This is a genomic window from Enterobacter sp. ENT03, from assembly GCF_019218745.1.
In the GTDB taxonomy this organism is placed as follows: domain Bacteria; phylum Pseudomonadota; class Gammaproteobacteria; order Enterobacterales; family Enterobacteriaceae; genus Enterobacter_D.
In genome coordinates, this window is record NZ_JAHUXA010000023.1 from 24296 (window position 1) to 42787 (window position 18492).

The 18492-nt window shown below is 57.2% G+C and carries 21 protein-coding genes and 1 riboswitch; of the genes, 10 read left to right on the top strand and 11 right to left on the bottom strand.

Annotated features, from left to right (window positions below; translation table 11 throughout):
- Positions 1–59: 59 nt before the first annotated feature.
- Positions 60–1097, bottom strand: coding sequence for a hypothetical protein (locus KW828_RS19635; protein WP_218337936.1), 1038 nt, complete (start codon positions 1095–1097; stop codon positions 60–62).
- 153 nt (positions 1098–1250) lie between these two features.
- Between KW828_RS19635 and KW828_RS19640 the strand changes: the two genes are divergently transcribed.
- The 5 genes from KW828_RS19640 to KW828_RS19660 all read left to right on the top strand — a co-directional run bounded on the left by KW828_RS19640 (position 1251) and on the right by KW828_RS19660 (position 6302).
- Entirely contained in the window at positions 1251–2489 is a 1239-nt protein-coding gene (locus KW828_RS19640; protein ID WP_218337937.1) for an MFS transporter, read from the top strand.
- 66 nt (positions 2490–2555) lie between these two features.
- Positions 2556–3473, top strand: coding sequence for an ABC transporter substrate-binding protein (locus KW828_RS19645; RefSeq protein WP_218337938.1), 918 nt, complete (start codon positions 2556–2558; stop codon positions 3471–3473).
- 12 nt (positions 3474–3485) lie between these two features.
- Positions 3486–4643, top strand: a complete 1158-nt coding sequence (locus KW828_RS19650) for an ABC transporter permease (RefSeq protein ID WP_218337939.1) — start codon at positions 3486–3488, stop codon at positions 4641–4643.
- Positions 4640–5587, top strand: coding sequence for an ABC transporter ATP-binding protein (locus tag KW828_RS19655; RefSeq protein WP_218337940.1), 948 nt, complete (start codon positions 4640–4642; stop codon positions 5585–5587). The genes KW828_RS19650 and KW828_RS19655 overlap by 4 nt, the downstream gene beginning before the upstream one ends.
- Entirely contained in the window at positions 5571–6302 is a 732-nt protein-coding gene (locus KW828_RS19660) for an ABC transporter permease (protein ID WP_218337941.1), read from the top strand. Before KW828_RS19655 ends, KW828_RS19660 begins: the two co-directional genes overlap by 17 nt.
- On the opposite strand, the gene KW828_RS19665 is transcribed toward KW828_RS19660, so the two are convergent.
- Both KW828_RS19665 and mlrA read right to left on the bottom strand, forming a co-directional pair.
- Positions 6286–6390: a protein YohO gene (locus tag KW828_RS19665; protein ID WP_088219165.1), complete on the bottom strand. Its 105-nt coding sequence runs from the start codon at positions 6388–6390 to the stop codon at positions 6286–6288. The genes KW828_RS19660 and KW828_RS19665 overlap by 17 nt on opposite strands.
- A gap of 60 nt (positions 6391–6450) precedes the next feature.
- Positions 6451–7182 carry an HTH-type transcriptional regulator MlrA gene (gene mlrA / locus KW828_RS19670; RefSeq protein WP_218337942.1) on the bottom strand — a complete coding sequence of 244 codons (732 nt, stop codon included), beginning with the start codon at positions 7180–7182 and terminating at the stop codon, positions 6451–6453.
- Between the two features lie 216 nt (positions 7183–7398).
- Between mlrA and KW828_RS19675 the strand changes: the two genes are divergently transcribed.
- From KW828_RS19675 to KW828_RS19685, 3 genes are read left to right on the top strand one after another with little or no spacing between them, the layout of a single operon-like run.
- Entirely contained in the window at positions 7399–9087 is a 1689-nt protein-coding gene (locus KW828_RS19675; RefSeq protein ID WP_218337943.1) for a sensor histidine kinase, read from the top strand.
- The gene (btsR, locus tag KW828_RS19680; RefSeq protein WP_218337944.1) at positions 9081–9800 is read left to right on the top strand and encodes a two-component system response regulator BtsR; all 720 of its coding nucleotides are present in this window, start codon (positions 9081–9083) and stop codon (positions 9798–9800) included. The genes KW828_RS19675 and btsR overlap by 7 nt, the downstream gene beginning before the upstream one ends.
- Positions 9801–9854: 54 nt before the next feature.
- The gene (locus KW828_RS19685; RefSeq protein WP_218337945.1) at positions 9855–10322 is read left to right on the top strand and encodes a DUF1456 family protein; all 468 of its coding nucleotides are present in this window, start codon (positions 9855–9857) and stop codon (positions 10320–10322) included.
- Positions 10323–10544: 222 nt separating this feature from the next.
- Here KW828_RS19685 and KW828_RS19690 read toward each other — a convergent pair whose 3' ends face one another.
- Together KW828_RS19690 and metG are read right to left on the bottom strand one after the other, a co-directional pair.
- Positions 10545–11006 carry a YehR family lipoprotein gene (locus KW828_RS19690; RefSeq protein WP_218337946.1) on the bottom strand — a complete coding sequence of 154 codons (462 nt, stop codon included), beginning with the start codon at positions 11004–11006 and terminating at the stop codon, positions 10545–10547.
- A 98-nt stretch (positions 11007–11104) separates the two neighbouring features.
- Positions 11105–13138 carry a methionine--tRNA ligase gene (metG, locus tag KW828_RS19695; protein WP_218337947.1) on the bottom strand — a complete coding sequence of 678 codons (2034 nt, stop codon included), beginning with the start codon at positions 13136–13138 and terminating at the stop codon, positions 11105–11107.
- Between the two features lie 133 nt (positions 13139–13271).
- Here metG and apbC point away from each other — a divergent pair, with 133 nt between their 5' ends.
- The gene (gene apbC / locus KW828_RS19700; protein WP_218337948.1) at positions 13272–14381 is read left to right on the top strand and encodes an iron-sulfur cluster carrier protein ApbC; all 1110 of its coding nucleotides are present in this window, start codon (positions 13272–13274) and stop codon (positions 14379–14381) included.
- A 43-nt stretch (positions 14382–14424) separates the two neighbouring features.
- Here apbC and KW828_RS19705 read toward each other — a convergent pair whose 3' ends face one another.
- The 4 genes from KW828_RS19705 to KW828_RS19720 form a co-directional block, all read right to left on the bottom strand.
- Complete coding sequence (locus KW828_RS19705) at positions 14425–14850, bottom strand: GNAT family N-acetyltransferase (RefSeq protein WP_218337949.1); 426 nt, start codon at positions 14848–14850, stop codon at positions 14425–14427.
- Positions 14851–14871: 21 nt separating this feature from the next.
- Positions 14872–15192: an RcnB family protein gene (locus KW828_RS19710; RefSeq protein WP_072569095.1), complete on the bottom strand. Its 321-nt coding sequence runs from the start codon at positions 15190–15192 to the stop codon at positions 14872–14874.
- Between the two features lie 200 nt (positions 15193–15392).
- The gene (locus KW828_RS19715) at positions 15393–16400 is read right to left on the bottom strand and encodes a zinc-binding alcohol dehydrogenase family protein (RefSeq protein WP_218337950.1); all 1008 of its coding nucleotides are present in this window, start codon (positions 16398–16400) and stop codon (positions 15393–15395) included.
- Positions 16401–16511: 111 nt separating this feature from the next.
- Positions 16512–17207 carry a B3/4 domain-containing protein gene (locus KW828_RS19720; RefSeq protein WP_218337951.1) on the bottom strand — a complete coding sequence of 232 codons (696 nt, stop codon included), beginning with the start codon at positions 17205–17207 and terminating at the stop codon, positions 16512–16514.
- Positions 17208–17250: 43 nt separating this feature from the next.
- Here KW828_RS19720 and KW828_RS19725 point away from each other — a divergent pair, with 43 nt between their 5' ends.
- Entirely contained in the window at positions 17251–17868 is a 618-nt protein-coding gene (locus KW828_RS19725; protein ID WP_218337952.1) for a helix-turn-helix transcriptional regulator, read from the top strand.
- Here KW828_RS19725 and KW828_RS22170 read toward each other — a convergent pair whose 3' ends face one another.
- A complete protein-coding gene (locus tag KW828_RS22170; RefSeq protein ID WP_218337953.1) occupies positions 17869–18051 on the bottom strand; it encodes a helix-turn-helix domain-containing protein in 183 nt (60 codons plus the stop codon).
- A complete protein-coding gene (locus KW828_RS19735) occupies positions 18015–18257 on the bottom strand; it encodes a hypothetical protein (RefSeq protein ID WP_218337969.1) in 243 nt (80 codons plus the stop codon). Before KW828_RS19735 ends, KW828_RS22170 begins: the two co-directional genes overlap by 37 nt.
- Positions 18258–18366: 109 nt before the next feature.
- Positions 18367–18462, top strand: a riboswitch (TPP riboswitch).
- Positions 18463–18492 lie beyond the last annotated feature (30 nt).

Below are 18492 nucleotides of genomic sequence, written 5' to 3' on the forward strand. Positions count from 1 at the left end.
CCGGCAAGCTTGCGCCGCCGGGCAATGCATTGCTCGCGCTGAACAGCCTATCCTGCCGGCTACTCGCTCACCCGTGCCATGATCCTTTCCAGGTACTCACTTAACTGGTGCTTTTGCAAATAAGTCCCCAACTCCCGCGCCCAGCCCGTACCCTCGCCGAGGATCGCCCGGCTGTGGGTGGACGCGTACAGATAGCGGGTATCATAAAGATTAATTAACGTCTGATTGATCCCCTCAACGTTAAACCCCGGATTACGCCGCTGCTGCATTTCTAATGCCTTAACCACCCGCGCCTGCTGGTCCGGATCCGGCGTAAACGTCCGCTCATTCAGCTCACTGAGCACCACAAATTGCGGAGGAATACCCTCATCAATGGCGGCCTGCAGGCGATAATGCCCGTCGAGGATCACAAAGGAGGCCAGCCCGGCAATGTACCAGACCAGCACCGGCGGCAACGTCCCTTCACGGCTTTTTTTACGCCACCATTTCAGGCGTCCCGCGTCACGGTCGATCGGGTAGCGTCCCAGCAATAAATTGCCTCCCCACCACCAGTCCACCAGCCTGACTTTTAGCGGATCCGCTAACTCAGGGAAATCTTCGCCATAGAGCACCCAGTCGCAGCCGATATTTCCGGCGCTTGCCGGGGACTCGAAACGCCAGTCGGCGACGGGCTGTGGCTGCGCCAGCGCGCGCGGAACTGCGCTTACCGGCATCATGGGTCTTAACAACCAGCGACGCGCAGGCAGCAACGGCGTGGGGGCGTCCATGAGCTGGCGGGCGAAATAGCGACACCATTCGCTTAGCGGATCCTGTACGGCGTGCTTCTGGACCGACTCCACATCCGCGGAGGTCACCGGCGGCAACATATTTTTCTGGCCTGGATGATCGGCATTAAACACCAGCCAGACGCCGGAGTGATCCGCAAGCATGCTGGCCCAGAATAGCGTTTCTCCCTGGAGCTGAAGCGCCATACGACCATGATGGCCGCTCAACATTTCCATGGCCTGAACAGGGGCGTCTCCTTCCTGCACCCGCAGTTCCAGCCCCTGCCAGCTGCCATTGCGGTCGAGTAAATCCTTCCACCAGTACTGTGACATTTGATGCTCGCTTACCTGTCTTAAAAAGATTTATCGGCACACTGTAGTACGTTTTCGCCAGACTCAGAAAGCGCGTCACAAAAATGGTCGACGGTAATCCGCATAATGCGGCCTTCACCCCTCAGGGACGAACATTTTGTTAAGGATAACCTTATGGATCAAAGCCTTTTTATACAGCAGGGCGTCTGGGCGCGCCTCGGCTTACCACGCGAACTGTGCTGGGGATTTGTCGGTGTTTTTCTGTTTATCACCGGGGCGACTATCGAACAGAGCTGGCTGGCGTCGATGCTGCAGCAACGCGGTTTCGCGGCGTTTGACATCAGCCTGCTGTCCTCGGTTTTCGGGATCTGCGTGGCGGCCGTGTCATGGTTTTCCGGTATCGGCGCAGGCGTGCTCGGCGTGCGGCGGCTGATGTGGATGGCGACGCTGCTCTATTTCGCCGGATCGGTGCCCTTTATTTTTGTCGCCCTGCCGGACAACAACTACCCGATGATGATGGTTAGCTACGCCCTGCGCGGCGTGGCTTATCCGCTGTTTGCCTACTCCTTTCTGGTGTGGATCAACCAGCGCTGCGAAGCGGCCATCTTAGGCCGCGCGGTGGCGTGGTTCTGGATCGCGTTTGGCGTCGGCATGACCATCGTCGGACCCTGGTATTCCGGGCTGATGCTGCACGTCGTCGGAGAAACCGTCACGCTGCTGAGTGGTTTTATCTTTGTCGCCCTGGGCGCAGTCTGTGCGCTGATCGTTAATCGGGATGCGCCTCGGGTAGTGCGCGGGCAGAGCATCCGTCAGGCGATGGGCGAGGGGATCATGGTGCTGGTGCGCGAGCCGAAAATGCGTCTCGCGGTGATCGTCAAAACCATTAATGACATCGGCAAATTTTCACTGGTGATCCTGATGCCCGTGTACCTGCCGCGCTTCGGCTTTAGCATCGCCGAATGGCTCACCATCTGGGGGCTGGTCAACGTGGTCAACATTTTTGCCAGTTATCTGTTCGGCTGGCTGGGGGATCGTATCGGCTGGCGCACGACCGTGATGTGGTTTTCCGGCACGCTGTGCGGGCTGGCGTCGCTGGCCGTGTGCTACGCACCGGTAATTTTTGGTCACAGCAACGCCGCGCTGTTCATTGCGCTGGCGCTCTATGCCATCGGCCTGGGTGCCTTTGGGCCGCTCAGTGCGCTCATCCCCTCGCTGCTGCCGCAAAACAAAGGTGCCGCCATCTCCTGTCTTAATCTGGGTTCCGGGATGAGTAACTTTGCCGGGCCATTTATTGTGACGCTGTGCGTCGGACCGCTGGGCGTGGAGGGCACGCTGTGGGTGATTGCGCTGCTCTATTTTGCCGCCAGCGTGATGACCGTGCCGTTAAAGCTGCCAGAGAACACCGCAGAATAGCGATATATCGTCTACGCTGTTTACTCAAGCTGCTGAAAGCAGACGGCAAATAACGGGGAACAGACGATGAGAATGACCAGGGGAATGCTTGGTTCACTGGCGTTAATCGCGGCGGTAAGCCTGCCTGCGCAGGCAGCCGGGCCGATTAAAGTCGGCTCAAAAATTGATACTGAAGGCGCGCTGCTGGGCAATATCATTTTGCAGGTGCTGGAAAGTCACGGTGTGAAAACCGTCAATAAAGTGCAGCTTGGCACCACGCCGGTGGTGCGCGGGGCGATCACCTCCGGCGAGCTGGATATTTATCCGGAATACACCGGCAACGGCGCGTTCTTCTTTAAAGACGAAAACGATGCGGCGTGGAAAAACGCGCAGCAGGGCTATGAAAAAGTCAAAAAGCTCGATGCCGAACAGAACAAGCTGGTGTGGCTGACGCCTGCGCCTGCCAACAACACCTGGACCATCGCCGTGCGCAAAGACGTGGCGGAGAAGGGCAAGCTGACCTCTCTTGACGATCTCAGCCGCTATCTGAAAGAGGGCGGCACGTTCAAACTGGCGGCGTCGGCTGAATTTATCGAACGCGCTGATGCGCTGCCAGCCTTTGAAAAAGCCTACAGCTTCAAACTGAGCCAGGATCAACTGCTGTCGCTGGCGGGCGGCGATACCGCAGTGACCATAAAAGCTGCGGCGCAGCAAACTTCCGGTGTGAATGCCGCGATGGCCTACGGCACCGACGGCCCGGTGGCGGCGCTGGGCCTGCAAACTCTGAGCGATCCAAAAGGCGTGCAGCCAATTTATGCCCCGACGCCGGTGGTGCGTGAAGCGGTACTGAAAGACTACCCACAACTGGATGAATGGCTGAAGCCGGTCTTCGCCAGCCTTGATGAAAAAACGCTGCAACAGCTGAATGCCAGTATCGCGGTGGAAGGCCTGGATGCGAAGAAAGTTGCCGCTGACTACCTGAAGCAAAAAGGACTGGTGAAGTAACCACAGGATGGGATGGTGTTGATCCGTTGTCATAATCGCGTGGTGTTGCTGCTGGTGCTGATCGCGCTGGCAGCCTCGCTGCTGCCGTTTGTAAATTATGCCCCGAACCGGCTGGTGTCCGGCGAATCGCGTCTGTTGTGGCAACTGTGGCCACAGGCGTCATTACTGTGGCTGGCCGCGCCTGTGCTTTTGATTGCGCTCTGTTTTATGCCGCGCAGGTGGCCGCTGGCCGCCACGCTGATCCTCGCCGAGGGGCTGTTTATTGCGCTGGTGTGGGCTGCGGGCCGGGCGGCGACAGACCTGGCGCAGGAGGGGAGTGCGCTGGCGCGTACCTCGATGGGCAGCGGGCTGTGGTTATGGATGGCGCTGGCGCTGCTTGCCGCCAGCGACGCCATTCGTCGCCTCACCGCAGGACCGGTCTGGCGCTGGCTGTTACATGCGCAAATCTGGATCCTGCCGCTGCTTTTGCTGCACTACGGCTACCTCAACGATCTCTCCCTGCTGAAAGAGTACGCCAACCGTCAGGATGTTTTTGACGATGCCCTGTCGCGTCATTTGCTGTTGCTGATGGGCACACTGCTGCCTACGCTGGTGGTGGGCGTACTGCTGGGGCTGTGGTGTTATCGCCATCCGTCGCGGCAGGGGCCGGTGTTTACCGTCCTCAATGTTATCCAGACGGTGCCGTCAGTGGCGCTGTTTGGTCTGCTGATCGCGCCCCTTGCCGGTCTGGTAAAAAGTTTTCCGTTGTTAGGGCAGCTGGGCATTGCCGGAACCGGCCTGACGCCCGCGCTGATCGCGCTCATTCTCTATGCGCTGCTGCCGCTGGTACGCGGTGTGGTGGCGGGATTAAATCAGGTGCCGCGCGAGGTGCTGGAAAGTGCCGCTGGTATGGGCATGAGCGCCCGACAGCGCTTTTTGCAGGTGCGTCTGCCGCTGGCGTTGCCCTTACTGCTGCGCAGTCTGCGCGTGGTAACGGTGCAGACGATCGGCATGGCGGTGATCGCCGCGCTCATTGGCGCCGGCGGGTTTGGCGCGCTGGTCTTCCAGGGGTTGTTGAGTAGCGCGCTCGATCTGGTGCTGCTCGGCGTGATCCCGGTGATTGCGCTGGCGGTGGTGGTCGATGCGTTATTTGGTTTGTGGCTCGCGCTGCTGAAGGTAAAACAGGCATGATTGAATTTCGACAGGTCAGCAAAGCATTTAACGGTCAGGATGCGGTCAGCGATCTGAATCTGCATTTCAAAACCGGCGCGTTTTCGGTGCTGATCGGCACGTCCGGCTCCGGTAAATCCACCACGCTGAAAATGATCAACCGGCTGGTGGAGCATGATAGCGGCACGATTTTGTTTGCCGGTGAGGAGATCCGCTCCTTTCCGATGCTGACGCTGCGCAGGCGCATGGGCTACGCCATTCAGTCCATAGGCCTGTTTCCCCACTGGACGGTGGCGGAAAACATTGCCACCGTGCCGCAGTTGCAGAAGTGGCCGCGGGCGCGCATTGCCGCGCGAGTGGATGAACTGATGGCGTTACTGGGGCTGGATCCTGGGCTGCGTTCGCGGTATCCCCATGAACTGTCCGGCGGGCAGCAGCAGAGGGTCGGCGTGGCACGCGCGCTGGCGGCGGATCCGGAAGTGCTGCTGATGGATGAGCCTTTTGGTGCGCTCGATCCGGTAACCCGTGCCGCGCTGCAACAGGAGATGCGCCGCATTCACCAGCTGCTTGGACGTACCATTGTGCTGGTGACGCACGACATCGATGAAGCCTTACAGCTGGCGGATCATCTGGTGCTGATGGACAACGGCAGCGTAGTGCAACAGGGCACGCCGCTGGAGATGCTGACCCGTCCCGCGACGCCCTTTGTACGCGAATTCTTTGGCCGCAGCGAGCTGGGCGTGCGTCTGCTCTCCTTGCGCCGCGTCGGGGATTACCAGCGGTCTGGCGAGGCGGTCGGCGGCGATCCTCTCCATGAAAACCTGACGCTGCGTGATGCGCTGTCGGCGTTTGTGGCGCAGCAGCGCGACGTATTGCCGGTGGTGGATGCGCAGGGCATGGCTTGCGGCAACCTGCATTTTCGCGATCTGCTCAGTACGGAGGCCAACGGTGAAGATCGTCCGTGATCCGCTGCTGTGGCTTATTGCCCTGTTTATCGCCTTACTGGTGGCCCTGCCACAGAGCGCCGCGCTGTTCAGCGCCTGGTTTCCCGAGCTACCGCGCCCGGTGTACCAACAGGAATCCTTTATCAGCTTAACGCTGGCGCATTTGTGGCTGGTGGGCGTATCCAGTGTTATCGCGGTGATGGTCGGTGTCGGGGCGGGGATCGTGGTAACACGTCCGGCAGGGCTGGAATTTCGTTCAATGGTAGAAACCATTGCCGCGGTCGGGCAGACGTTTCCGCCGGTGGCGGTGCTGGCCATCGCCGTGCCGGTGATGGGCTTTGGCCGGGATCCGGCGATTATTGCGCTGATCCTCTACGGCGTGCTGCCGATTTTACAAGGGACGCTGGCAGGGCTGAGTGCGGTCCCGACCGGGGTGATTAGCGTGGCGGAAGGTATGGGGATGAGTGCCTGGCAGCGACTGATAAAAGTGGAGTTACCGCTGGCAGCGCCGGTCATTTTAGCCGGGGTGCGCACCTCGGTGATCATCAATATTGGTACCGCGGCGATTGCCTCGACCGTCGGTGCAAACACGCTCGGTACGCCGATTATTATCGGGCTGTCCGGTTTCAATACGGCGTATGTGATCCAGGGCGCGCTACTGGTGGCGCTGGCGGCCATTATTGTCGATCGCGGATTCGAGCGCCTGACGCGCGCGATGACTAAGCACGCAGAATAAAGAAGTAACCCGCCAGCATCACGCCGCCCGTGCCGCCGATAGCCATAAGTAGAAAGAGGGTGGTGACGAGGATTTTTGACGCGTTCATGTTCTGCTCCTGATGATTAACGCAAAGAGTATAACGTGAAGCGCAAGTGTTAACGAACCATTAAATTCCGAGCATCTGGATCGCATGTCCGGCATCGCGCCAGCTGGCCATCTGCTGTAACTGCGCCACCGTCGGCACCTCGCCACACCACACCATTAAGGTTTGCCCCTCGAACAACTCCGGACGCAACTGCGTCAGCGAATGGGCCAGCACCCCGGCTCGCCACCCCTGTTCGCTGGCGATCCAGGCTTCCAGCCACAGCCGGGTCGTGTCATGAATATTCCAGCCGACCACCAGCGCATCGCTGCTGTTTTTCTTACGGGTTGAGGCAAGGCACACGGAAATATGGTTGATTAACACGCCGTCCAGCAGGCTTAGCATGGCGAGCAGCGTCGGCTCCTGGCTGCGCAAGCGCAGGCGCAGGGGAATAAGTAATTGGGTGATAATAGTGTGCGCTGAGTACTCGCGCCCCTGCTCTTTGATCCACAGGCGCAGGCGGGGCAGGTTGCCGCTTTGCAGGTAGCCCAGCAGGCGCTCCTGCTGCGCCCGCCAGTCGTATTCGCTGTCGGCGGCACCATTCCACAGCAGGGTTTTGACTTTGCCGACCTGCACGCCGCTGTCGATCCAGCGTTTGATCTCCCGGATACGATCAATGTCTGCGTCATTAAATAAACGGTGTCCGCCATCGGTACGCTGGGGCGTCAGTAAATTGTAACGGCGTTGCCAGGCCCGCAGGGTGACAGGATTGACATCGCACAGCTGAGCCACTTCACCAATGGTGTATAACGCCATAGTTTCACCTTTGCCCGGATCCCAGTCTAACTGTAGTCGCAGTTAGCCGAACGGGTCAGATTTGCTCGCTTTTTGTTCGCTACCTGTACGAAAGGGGGACGATGTGGCACGATATTGTGATTTTGGGCACGTTTTTTGATTTTTTCCGGCGGTTTCACAGCAAGAACCGCGCGCGCCCTGTATGTTACGCGCTTTATGTGGTTTCGGTGTTCAGCTATGTACGAGTTTACTCTGGTGTTACTGCTGCTACAGCAGATGTGTGTGTTTCTGGTCATCGCCTGGCTGATGAGTAAAACGCGCCTGTTTATTCCGCTGATGCAGGTCACCGTCCGGTTGCCGCATAAACTGCTGTGCTACGTGACCTTCTCAATTTTCTGCATCCTCGGCACCTATCTTGGCCTGCACATTGAAGATTCCATTGCTAACACGCGCGCCATCGGCGCGGTGATGGGCGGCCTGCTTGGCGGCCCGGTTGTCGGTGGACTGGTAGGGCTGACCGGCGGTTTGCACCGTTATTCCATGGGCGGCATGACGGCGCTCAGTTGCATGGTGTCCACTATTGTCGAAGGGCTGCTGGGCGGCCTGGTACACAGCTTTATGATCAAGCGCGGGCGTACCGATAAAGTATTCAGCCCGCTGACGGCCGGCGCTATCACGCTGGTGGCGGAACTGGTGCAGATGCTGATCATCCTGCTGATCGCGCGCCCGTTTGAAGATGCGCTGCATCTGGTGAGCAGCATTGCCGCGCCGATGATGGTCACCAACACCGTCGGGGCGGCGCTCTTTATGCGCATCCTGCTCGATAAACGGGCGATGTTTGAAAAATACACCTCGGCGTTTTCCGCGACCGCCCTGAAAGTGGCGGCCTCCACCGAGGGCATTTTGCGGCAGGGCTTTAACGAAGAAAACAGCATGAAAGTGGCGCAGGTGCTGTATCAGGAGCTGGAGATTGGCGCGGTGGCGATCACCGACCGCGAAAAGCTGCTGGCGTTTAAAGGCATTGGCGATGATCACCACTTGTCCGGGCGGCCTATCTCCTCGCGCTGGACGCAAAAAGCGCTGGAAACCGGCGAAGTGGTGTATGCGGACGGCAATGAAGTGCCGTACCGTTGTTCACTGCATCCCCAGTGCAAGCTCGGATCGACGCTGGTGATCCCCCTGCGCGGCGAAAATCAGCGGGTGATGGGCACCATCAAACTGTATGAAGCGAAAAACCGCCTGTTCAGTTCGATCAACCGCACGCTGGGGGAGGGCATCGCGCAACTGCTGTCGGCGCAGATCCTCGCCGGGCAGTATGAGCGGCAAAAAGCGCTGCTCACCCAGTCGGAAATCAAACTGCTGCATGCGCAGGTGAATCCCCATTTTCTGTTTAACGCGCTCAACACGCTGATGGCAGTGATCCGCCGCGACAGCGATCAGGCCGGGCAACTGGTGCAGTACCTGTCGACTTTTTTCCGCAAAAATTTAAAGCGGCCATCGGAAGTGGTGACGCTGGCGGATGAAATTGAGCACGTGAATGCTTATCTGCAAATCGAGCAGGCGCGTTTCCAGTCACGTCTGCAGGTGCAGTTGAGTGTGCCGGAGGCGCTCGGCTGGCAAAAATTGCCCGCCTTCACGCTGCAACCCATCGTAGAAAACGCCATTAAGCACGGCACCTCGCAGCTGCTGGGCGTCGGTGAAATCACCATCCGGGCGAGCCTCGACGGGCAGTATATGGTGCTGGATATTGAAGATAATGCCGGCCTGTACCAGCCGAAACCCAACGCCAGCGGGCTGGGCATGAGTCTGGTAGATAAGCGCCTGCGGGCGCGATTTGGCGATGACTGCGGGATCGCCGTGGCCTGCGAGCCGGATAGCTTTACCCGTATTACCCTACGTTTGCCTGTGGAGGAAAGCGCATGTTGAAAGTGCTGATTGTCGATGACGAACCTTTAGCGCGGGAAAATCTGCGCATTCTTCTGGAAGATGAAAGCGATCTTGAGATCGTCGGCGAGTGCGCCAATGCGGTGGAAGCGATTGGCGCGGTGCATAAATTGCGCCCGGACGTGCTGTTTCTGGATATTCAGATGCCGCGCATCAGCGGGCTGGAGATGGTCGGTATGCTCGATCCGGAACATCGCCCTTATATTGTCTTTCTCACCGCCTTTGATGAGTACGCGGTGAAAGCCTTCGAAGAGCATGCCTTTGATTATCTGCTCAAACCCATTGCCACGGCACGACTGGCTAAAACGCTGGCGCGTTTGCGCCAGGAGCGCGCGGTGCAGGACGTTTCGGTGCTGCCGGAAAATCAGGAGCCGCTGAAGTTTATCCCCTGCGCCGGTCACAGTCGCATTTATCTGTTGCAGATGGACGATGTGGCATACGTCAGCAGCCGCCTGAGTGGGGTGTACGTGACCAGCCACGAAGGCAAAGAGGGGTTTACCGAGCTGACGCTACGCACGCTGGAAAGCCGCACGCCGCTGATGCGCTGTCACCGGCAATATCTGGTGAATATGGCGCACTTAAAAGAGATCCGCTTTGAGGATAATGGCCAGGCGGAACTGCTGCTGCGCGAAGGGCACACTGTGCCGGTCAGCCGCCGCTATCTGAAAAATCTAAAAGAAGCGCTGGGTCTGTAAAACGCGGGGATCGTGGTAAACTGCGTTTTTGTATTTTTCTCCACCGAAGGCACTATGATCAGTAACGATATTTTACGAAGCATCCGCTACATCTCTAAATTCAACAATCAAGATCTGCTGCGTATTTTCGCGCTGGGTGAAGCGGATGTGACCGCAGAACAGCTGGTGCCGTGGCTGCGTAAAGAAGATGAAGAGGGCTTTGTACGTTGCCCGGATATTCTTCTCGCCTGCTTCCTGAATGGTCTGATTTACGAGAAGCGTGGCCGGGATGAGTCTTCCCCTGCGCTGGCAGTGGAACGTCGCGTGAATAACAATATCGTGCTGAAAAAGCTGCGCATCGCCTATAACCTGAAGACCGACGATATTCTTGCTATCTTAACCGAGCAGCAGTTCCGCGTGTCGATGCCGGAGATCACCGCGATGATGCGCGCCGCGGATCATAAAAATTTCCGTGAATGTGGGGATCAGTTCCTGCGTTATTTCCTGCGCGGTCTGGCGACCCGTGTACACGCCGCGAAATAACGGTCTGTTGCCGGGTGGCGCTACGCTTACACCGGCCTACGAAATATTGTGAATTGGCGTGGAGTTTTGCCGGGTGGCGTTACGTTTACACCGGCCTAGGAAATATTGTGAATTAGCGTGGGATTTTGTCGGGTGGCGCTGCGCTTACTCCGGCCTACGGAATGATATGGAATTTGCGTTTATGTAGGCCCGGCAAGCTTGCGCCGCCGGGCACTGTCACACTTACTCTTTAACTTCTTTAAAACCACGTGACTTCAGCAGGGCTTCAGATTTAGACATGCTGACGCCTTCTTTAACATCACCGGTAAACTCAGCACCCTGAATTTTCTGCAGCGCGTCACGATCGACTTTGCTGTAATCCACGGTCAGCGTTTCGGTTGCAGAAGTATCGCCATAATCCAGGCTCTCTTCCACGCCGTTAATATTTTTATACTTCTCGCTTACAGGTCCCAGACGTTGCATCGCTTCTTCTTTATTCGCTACGCCCAGACCGGCATAGTGCAGCGTATTTTTAGCGGTCTGACGCAGCACCACGTCGTTTTTGTAGTAATAGGTCAGGGATAAATCGGTTTTACCGTCTGACCAGGTAAAGGTTTTGCTTTCTTCTTTATCGCCACAGCCGCTCAGGGCAACAACCACAAACGCTGTGAATACGAGTGCGCCCAATTTTTTTAAGATGTTCATACTGCTCCTTTAAATTAGAAATAATCACCATCCCTGAAATCATAGTGCAATAAAAAAAGGGCGCTGTATAAACAGCGCCCAATTAAACGTATTTGGGATTATTTCACCTGTTGGCCAGGTTTTGCACCGTCATCTGGGCTTAACAGGAAGATGTCGCTGCCGCCAGGACCGGCGGCCATCACCATACCTTCAGAAATACCGAAGCGCATTTTACGTGGCGCGAGGTTGGCGACCATCACCGTCAGGCGGCCGATCAGCGGCTGCGGATCCGGGTACGCAGAGCGGATGCCGGAGAAGACGTTACGTTTCTCGCCACCCAGATCCAGCGTCAGACGCAGCAGCTTGTCGGAACCTTCCACGAATTCTGCGTTTTCAATCAGCGCCACGCGCAGGTCGATTTTCGCGAAATCATCAAAGGTGATGGTGTCCTGGATCGGATCGTCAGCCAGCGGGCCGGAAACCGGGGCGCTGGCGGTTTTCACATCTTCCTTCGATGCTTCAACGAGCGCTTCAACCTGTTTCATCTCGATACGGTTGTACAGTGCTTTGAAAGTGTTGACCTTGTGCGCCAGCAGCGGCTGGTTGATGGCATCCCATTCAAAGGTGGTGTTCAGGAACGCTTCGGCGCGGGCGCTCAGTTCCGGCAGTACCGGCTTGAGCCAGGTCATCAGCACACGGAACAGGTTAAGCCCCATGGTGCAGATCGCCTGCAGGTCAGCATCGCGACCTTCCTGTTTCGCCACCACCCACGGTGCCTGCTCGTCAACATAGCGATTCGCCACGTCAGCCAGCGCCATGATTTCACGTACCGCTTTGCCGAACTCACGGCTCTCCCAGGCTTCGCCAATGCTCTGTGCGGCATCGGTGAAGGTTTTATAGAGTGCCGGATCCGCCAGCTCAGACGCCAGCACGCCGTCAAAGCGTTTAGCGATAAAGCCCGCGTTGCGTGACGCCAGGTTGACCACTTTGTTGACGATGTCAGCGTTAACGCGCTGCACGAAATCTTCCAGATTGAGGTCGATGTCGTCGATACGTGACGACAGCTTGGCGGTGTAGTAATAGCGCAGGCTGTCGGCGTCAAAGTGGTTCAGCCAGGTGCTGGCTTTAATGAAGGTGCCGCGGGATTTGGACATCTTCGCGCCGTTCACCGTCACATAGCCGTGGACGAACAGGTTGGTCGGCTTGCGGAAACCGCTGCCTTCCAGCATCGCCGGCCAGAACAGGCTGTGGAAATAAACAATGTCTTTGCCGATGAAGTGGTACAGCTCGGCTTCGCTGTCTTCTTTCCAGTACGCATCAAAGCTGTCGGTATCGCCACGCTTGTCGCACAGGTTCTTGAAGGAACCCATGTAACCAATGGGCGCATCCAGCCAGACATAGAAATATTTGCCCGGCGCGTCGGGAATTTCGAAGCCAAAATAGGGCGCATCGCGGGAGATGTCCCACTGTTGCAGGCCGGATTCAAACCACTCCTGCATTTTGTTCGCCACCTGCTCCTGCAGCGCGCCGCTGCGGGTCCACGCCTGCAGCATTTCGCTGAACGACGGCAGATCGAAGAAGAAGTGCTCAGAATCACGCATCACGGGCGTTGCGCCGGAGACCACGGATTTCGGCTCGATAAGCTCGGTCGGGCTGTAGGTCGCGCCGCACACTTCGCAGTTATCGCCGTACTGATCCGGGGATTTACACTTCGGACAGGTGCCTTTCACAAAACGGTCCGGCAGGAACATGCCTTTTTCCGGATCGTAAAGCTGAGAGATGGTGCGGTTCTTAATAAAACCGTTCTCTTTCAGGCGACCGTAAATCACCCCCGCCAGCTCGCGGTTCTCGTCGCTATGAGTGGAGTGATAGTTGTCGTAGCTGATGTTAAAGCCCGCAAAATCAGTCTGATGTTCCTGACTCATTTCGGTAATCATCTGCTCCGGGGTAATGCCGAGCTGCTGAGCTTTCAGCATTATTGGCGTGCCGTGAGCATCGTCCGCGCAGATGAAGTTTACCTCGTGGCCGCGCATTCGCTGGTAACGGACCCAGACATCAGCCTGGATGTGCTCCAGCATATGGCCGAGGTGGATGGAGCCGTTGGCGTACGGCAGCGCGCACGTTACCAGAATTTTCTTCGCGACTTGAGTCATAGTGAACATTACTTCTTCTGTGAAAAAAGGGGTTTTGATATTACCAAAACGGCCATTATTAAGTAAGCACAAACCCGCCTCTTTCAGGTAAACTTGCATAACGAGCTAATCATACAAATACAAAGGAGTCGGGATGAACTCGCAATCCCAGGCCAAATCCCCGGAAGCCTTGCGCGCAATAGTTGTCGGAACCCTGGCAAATTTCCAGCACCCCACGCTGACGCATAATCTCACTGCCCTGAAGGCCGTTCACCACGTCGCCTGGCTTGATGACACCCTGCACATCGAACTGCTGATGCCGTTCCCGTGGCGCAGCGCGTTTGAAGAGCTGAAAGAGCAGTGCAGCGCCGAACTGCTGCGCATCACCAGCGCGAAAGCCATCGACTGGAAACTGTCGCACAACATCGCCACGCTGAAACGCGTGAAAAATCAGCCGGGCATTAACGGCGTGAAAAATATCATCGCCATCAGTTCCGGTAAGGGCGGGGTAGGGAAATCCTCTACCGCGGTCAATCTGGCGCTGGCACTGGCGGCGGAAGGATCGAAAGTCGGTATTCTCGACGCGGATATTTACGGCCCGTCGATCCCGACGATGCTGGGTGCCGAAGGTGAACGTCCGACATCGCCGGACGGCACGCACATGGCACCGATCATGGCGCATGGCCTTGCCACCAACTCCATTGGCTATCTGGTCACTGACGAGAACGCGATGGTGTGGCGCGGGCCGATGGCCAGCAAAGCGCTGCTGCAACTGCTCCAGGAATCCTTGTGGCCGGATCTCGATTATCTGGTGCTGGATATGCCGCCGGGCACCGGTGACATTCAGCTGACGCTGGCGCAGAACGTGCCGGTGACCGGCGCGGTGGTGGTCACCACGCCACAGGATATTGCGCTGATCGATGCGAAAAAAGGCATCGTGATGTTCGAGAAAGTGGAAGTGCCGGTGCTGGGCATTGTGGAAAACATGAGCGTACATATTTGCAGCAACTGCGGTCACCACGAACCGATTTTCGGTACCGGTGGCGCAGAGAAGCTGGCGGAGCAGTATCACACCCAGCTTCTGGGTCAGATGCCGCTGCACATCAGCCTGCGTGAAGATCTGGATAATGGCACGCCGACCGTGGTCAGCCGCCCGGACAGCGAATTTACGGCGATGTACCGTAAGCTGGCAGGCCGCGTGGCCGCGCAGCTGTACTGGCAGGGTGAAGTTATCCCTGCCGAGATCGCCTTCCGCGCGCTATAAAAACAAAACCCCTCGCCGTGCGGTGAGGGGTTCTTTTTGTCCATCAGCGTAGCCGGTAGTGCAGCAGCACATATTCCCCTTCCGGTGATTCGCCTTTCGCTTCAACATGCCAGCCGTGACGCTGATAAAACGCCAGCGCCGCCTTGTTCTGCGCCAGACATTTCAGCGCGCCGGTGCTGGTAAATTCCGACTGCACCTTTTCCAGCAACGCGCTGCCGACGCCTTTTCCCTGCCACGCGGGATCCACAAACAGGTTGTGCAGAAAATTATTGCTCACCGAAACCGATGCAAAGCCCAGCCGGTGCCCGTCCTCTTCCGCAACCCAGATGTGCTCGTCCAGGGTGGCGGCATCGAAATCTTCCAGTTGCCACGCTTCCCCTTCAAGCCATGTCCAGCTATGGCGGCGGGCCTGCAAATAAAGCGTGCGTAGAAAAGGGCGATCGCTCTCTGTCCAGTTGCGTATGTGCATGTCTTATCCCGGCACGGTCGATCAGCGGTGGTAGAAAATCTCGCCGTCGTAGGCTTTCAGGATCTTCCCGTCGGCATCGGTGATCAGCACATAGTTGCCGCCCATATAGGTCCAGTGGCTTCCGGCATCCGGTGCCGGCAGGTTACGTGCCTGCCACTGCTTAATGTTGTACTCCTCGGTACGGTACATTTCCGGCACCGTATCGCCGGGTTTAAATTTGGTAAAGTCGGCAATAAATTCCTGAATTTCATATTTCTGAATACCGGTTCCCTGCGGTGCGGCAAGCACCGCGCCGGACGTCATCAGCAGCGCGCCCAGAAGTAACATTTTCGTCTTACCCATAATCTCTCCGTTTTTGACAGGCGTTTTATTTTTATACCGCCCTCTGGTAAATCATGCGCGCTAACATTGCTGCGATTTATGATTGAAAGCAACAGCGCTTTGCTAAAAAGTGTAAGCAAAGGCGGGGCAAAGCAGAAGCCGCGAAGCGCGTTAACCGCGCTTCGCTTTCATCGGGAAAGGCTTTTGGGATGATTCCTGGCTCAGAAACCTTCGAGGACAATCTTGCCGACCGCGCGCTGTGTCTCGATAAGCTTATGCGCCTTGCGCAGATTTTCGGCGTTGATCACCCCGCCATGCTCGCCGAGCGTGGTTTTAATCACGCCGCTGTCGATAAGTGACGCCACGCGAGTCAGCAGGTGATGCTGCGCGATCATGTCCGGCGTTTCAAACATTGAGCGGGTGAACATAAATTCCCAGTGCAGAGAGAGACTTTTGGCTTTCAGCGGACGGGCATCCAGGCTGTCGGGATCGTCGATCAGCGCCAGCTTACCCTGCGGGATCAGCGCATCAATCAGCTGCTGATAGTGATCGCGGGTATTGGTCAGGCTGGCAACATGAGTGACCTGTTGAATGCCGATACGCGCCAGCTCCTCGCCGAGCGGTTTGCTGTGGTCAATCACATGGTGCGCGCCACGATCCCGCACCCACAGCTGGCTTTCCGGGCGTGAAGCCGTGCCAATCACCGTCATTTTCGTCAGCTTACGTGCCAGCTGGGTGAGGATAGAACCCACGCCGCCCGCCGCGCCGACGATCAGCAGCACATCGCCCTCGTTGCCGTTTTCCGCCACGCCGAGGCGATCGAACAACATCTCCCACGCGGTTATGGCGGTCAGCGGCAGCGCCGCCGCAGAGGCGTTATCCAGCGAGGTAGGCTTGTGCGCCACGATGCGTTCGTCAACTAACTGATATTCTGCGTTGCTGCCCGGACGGGTCAGCGCCCCGGCGTACCAGACGGTATCCCCAGGCGCAAACAGCGTCACTGCGTCGCCCACCTCCGTGACAACGCCTACCGCATCCCAGCCGAGAATGCGCGGTTCGTCGGCGTTGAATCCGGCACGCACTTTGGTATCCACCGGGTTTACGGAAACGGCGTTAACCTGCACCAGCAGATCGTGGCCCCGGGCGACGGGCTTATCGACGTCAATGTCACGCAGAAAATCGAGGTTGCTGCCGTTCTGCGCAGCGGCGGTGATGGCGATTGCTTTCATAACTACTCCAGTACGTTGTGCGAATAGCCTAAGCATAGCCGTCCCCCGGCGCATGAAACACCCGATGCAAAAAGCAGGACTTATCCTCCGGGAGTGAAAATCAGCCGGGCATTACCCCTTTTCCGTGCCAATAAGTTGTTGACTGATTTTCGCCTCCGGCATCATCGCCTTAAGCCCGGCGATCAATGCGTCTCCGGCCTCATGCAGCGCCGCCAGCGGCATCTCCGGCAGGCTTTCGAGGATGAACCACATCTGCGTGGCGCTGGCGTCCAGACGGGTACGCACGCCCTGACGCCAGTTCCAGCGTCGGCAGGTTACGCCAGTATCGTCCCGCCAGATCGCTTCCCCCGGCTCAGGATGTTCCAGTACGGTTTCACCTTCTTTAACGGTATCGAAAGTCTCGCTGCCATCGGCGATGACCAGCCGCGGCTGCCCCCGGTAGGCCGCGATATTTTCGCCCCCTACCGGGATCGCATACTGAATGCTGATGGCGTTATAGAGATCGACTACCGGATCGATGGCGGGCAGGGTGCCATCGCGCAGCACGCGCTTACGCAGGGCTTCCGCCGAACAGGGGGTCCGTTTTGGTTTCGCGCCGAAGGCTTTAAAAACCGTTCCCCAGGCGGCAAGGTGCGCCTCGGCCCAGGGAACATCCTGCGCGTTGACGGCCAGGCAAGCCTGTGTAAGCGCCTGAGCGCCCACTTCCGGATGAACCAGTGCGCCAGCTTCAACCACGATGCTCAGGGCGCGGAAACCGGGCGCAAGGGCTGCCACGGCGGGATCGATTGACGGTGTCACAGTTAACATTGGATAATCCTTTAATGACTATTTCAGACCATGGTAATGACCAGTGACCAATAAAGTCAATATACTGACCGTTGAGGGTGCCGACGTTGACCGCGTGAGCGAAGCGCTCGCCGGACGTATCCGCGCCTTTCGGCAGCAGCAAAAACTGACGTTAGACACTCTGGCCCAGCGGGCGGGGATCAGCAAAGGTATGCTGGTGGAGATCGAAAAAGGCGCGGCCAACCCCAGCATCGCCATTCTCTGCAAAGTATCCGCCGCGATGGGCGTGTCGGTGGCAGACATTGTTGATGTCGCCAGCAAGCCCAGCGTACATGTGATCGCCGAAGACGACATCCCGACACTGTGGACGGGGAAAAAGGGCGGTTCCGCGCGCCTGCTGGCGGGTACCAGTGGGGCGGATATGGTGGAACTCTGGCGCTGGGAGATGTTCCCCGGCGAACGCTTTACTTCGCCGGGCCATCCGCAGGGCACGTTTGAGCTGTTTCACGTGGAGCAGGGGCGGTTAACGTTAAAAATAGAGGAACATGAATTTGTGCTGCCAAAAGGTCATTCGGCGGTGGCAAAAACCGACGTGCCACACCATTATGCGAATGAGACAAAGACTAAGGTGATATTTACCATGACGGTCGCTGAGCTGGCGCGTAAGCAGAACGTGGGTTAATCACGCCCCTTTAAATAACCGCGACATCTGGCCCGGCGTAACAGTAAACATTTCTTTAAAGCTATGGGTGAAATAATGCTGATTGGCAAAGTGAAGACTGGCGGCAATATCCGATAAGCGCAGCCCGCGCAAGATAAGATTTTTCGCTATCTTAAGCTGTCGGGAGCAAATAAAGAGAGACATCGTGCCAGTTCCTGCATAGCTAAAATAGACGTCTCTTTTAAGATTAAATGCTGATCATAGGTCTGTGGACGATATGATAAAAGATAGTCCCCCGGGATCGCCGCATTGCTTTGAATATGAACGCAGCGCCAGCCTTTTTTCTCGAAAATAGGGGCCAGCTCTGCGCCTGTTGAATAGCCATCAACAATACAGATTGTTTTCGACATGTTATTTCCCACTATTGTGAGCGTCCACGACTGGTCATCGTGATTTACAACCTTACCCCCTGTCAGTATCCTGTGCGGGATGGCTTACACAGCCATCAACAAATGATTTATCGATGACTCGGGGTGCCCTTCTTTGTGAAGGCTGAGAAATACCCGTACCACCTGATCTGGATAATGCCAGCGTAGGGGGCCGAAATTCGGCCTACTTATCATAAGATTGACTCTCTTTTTGTCC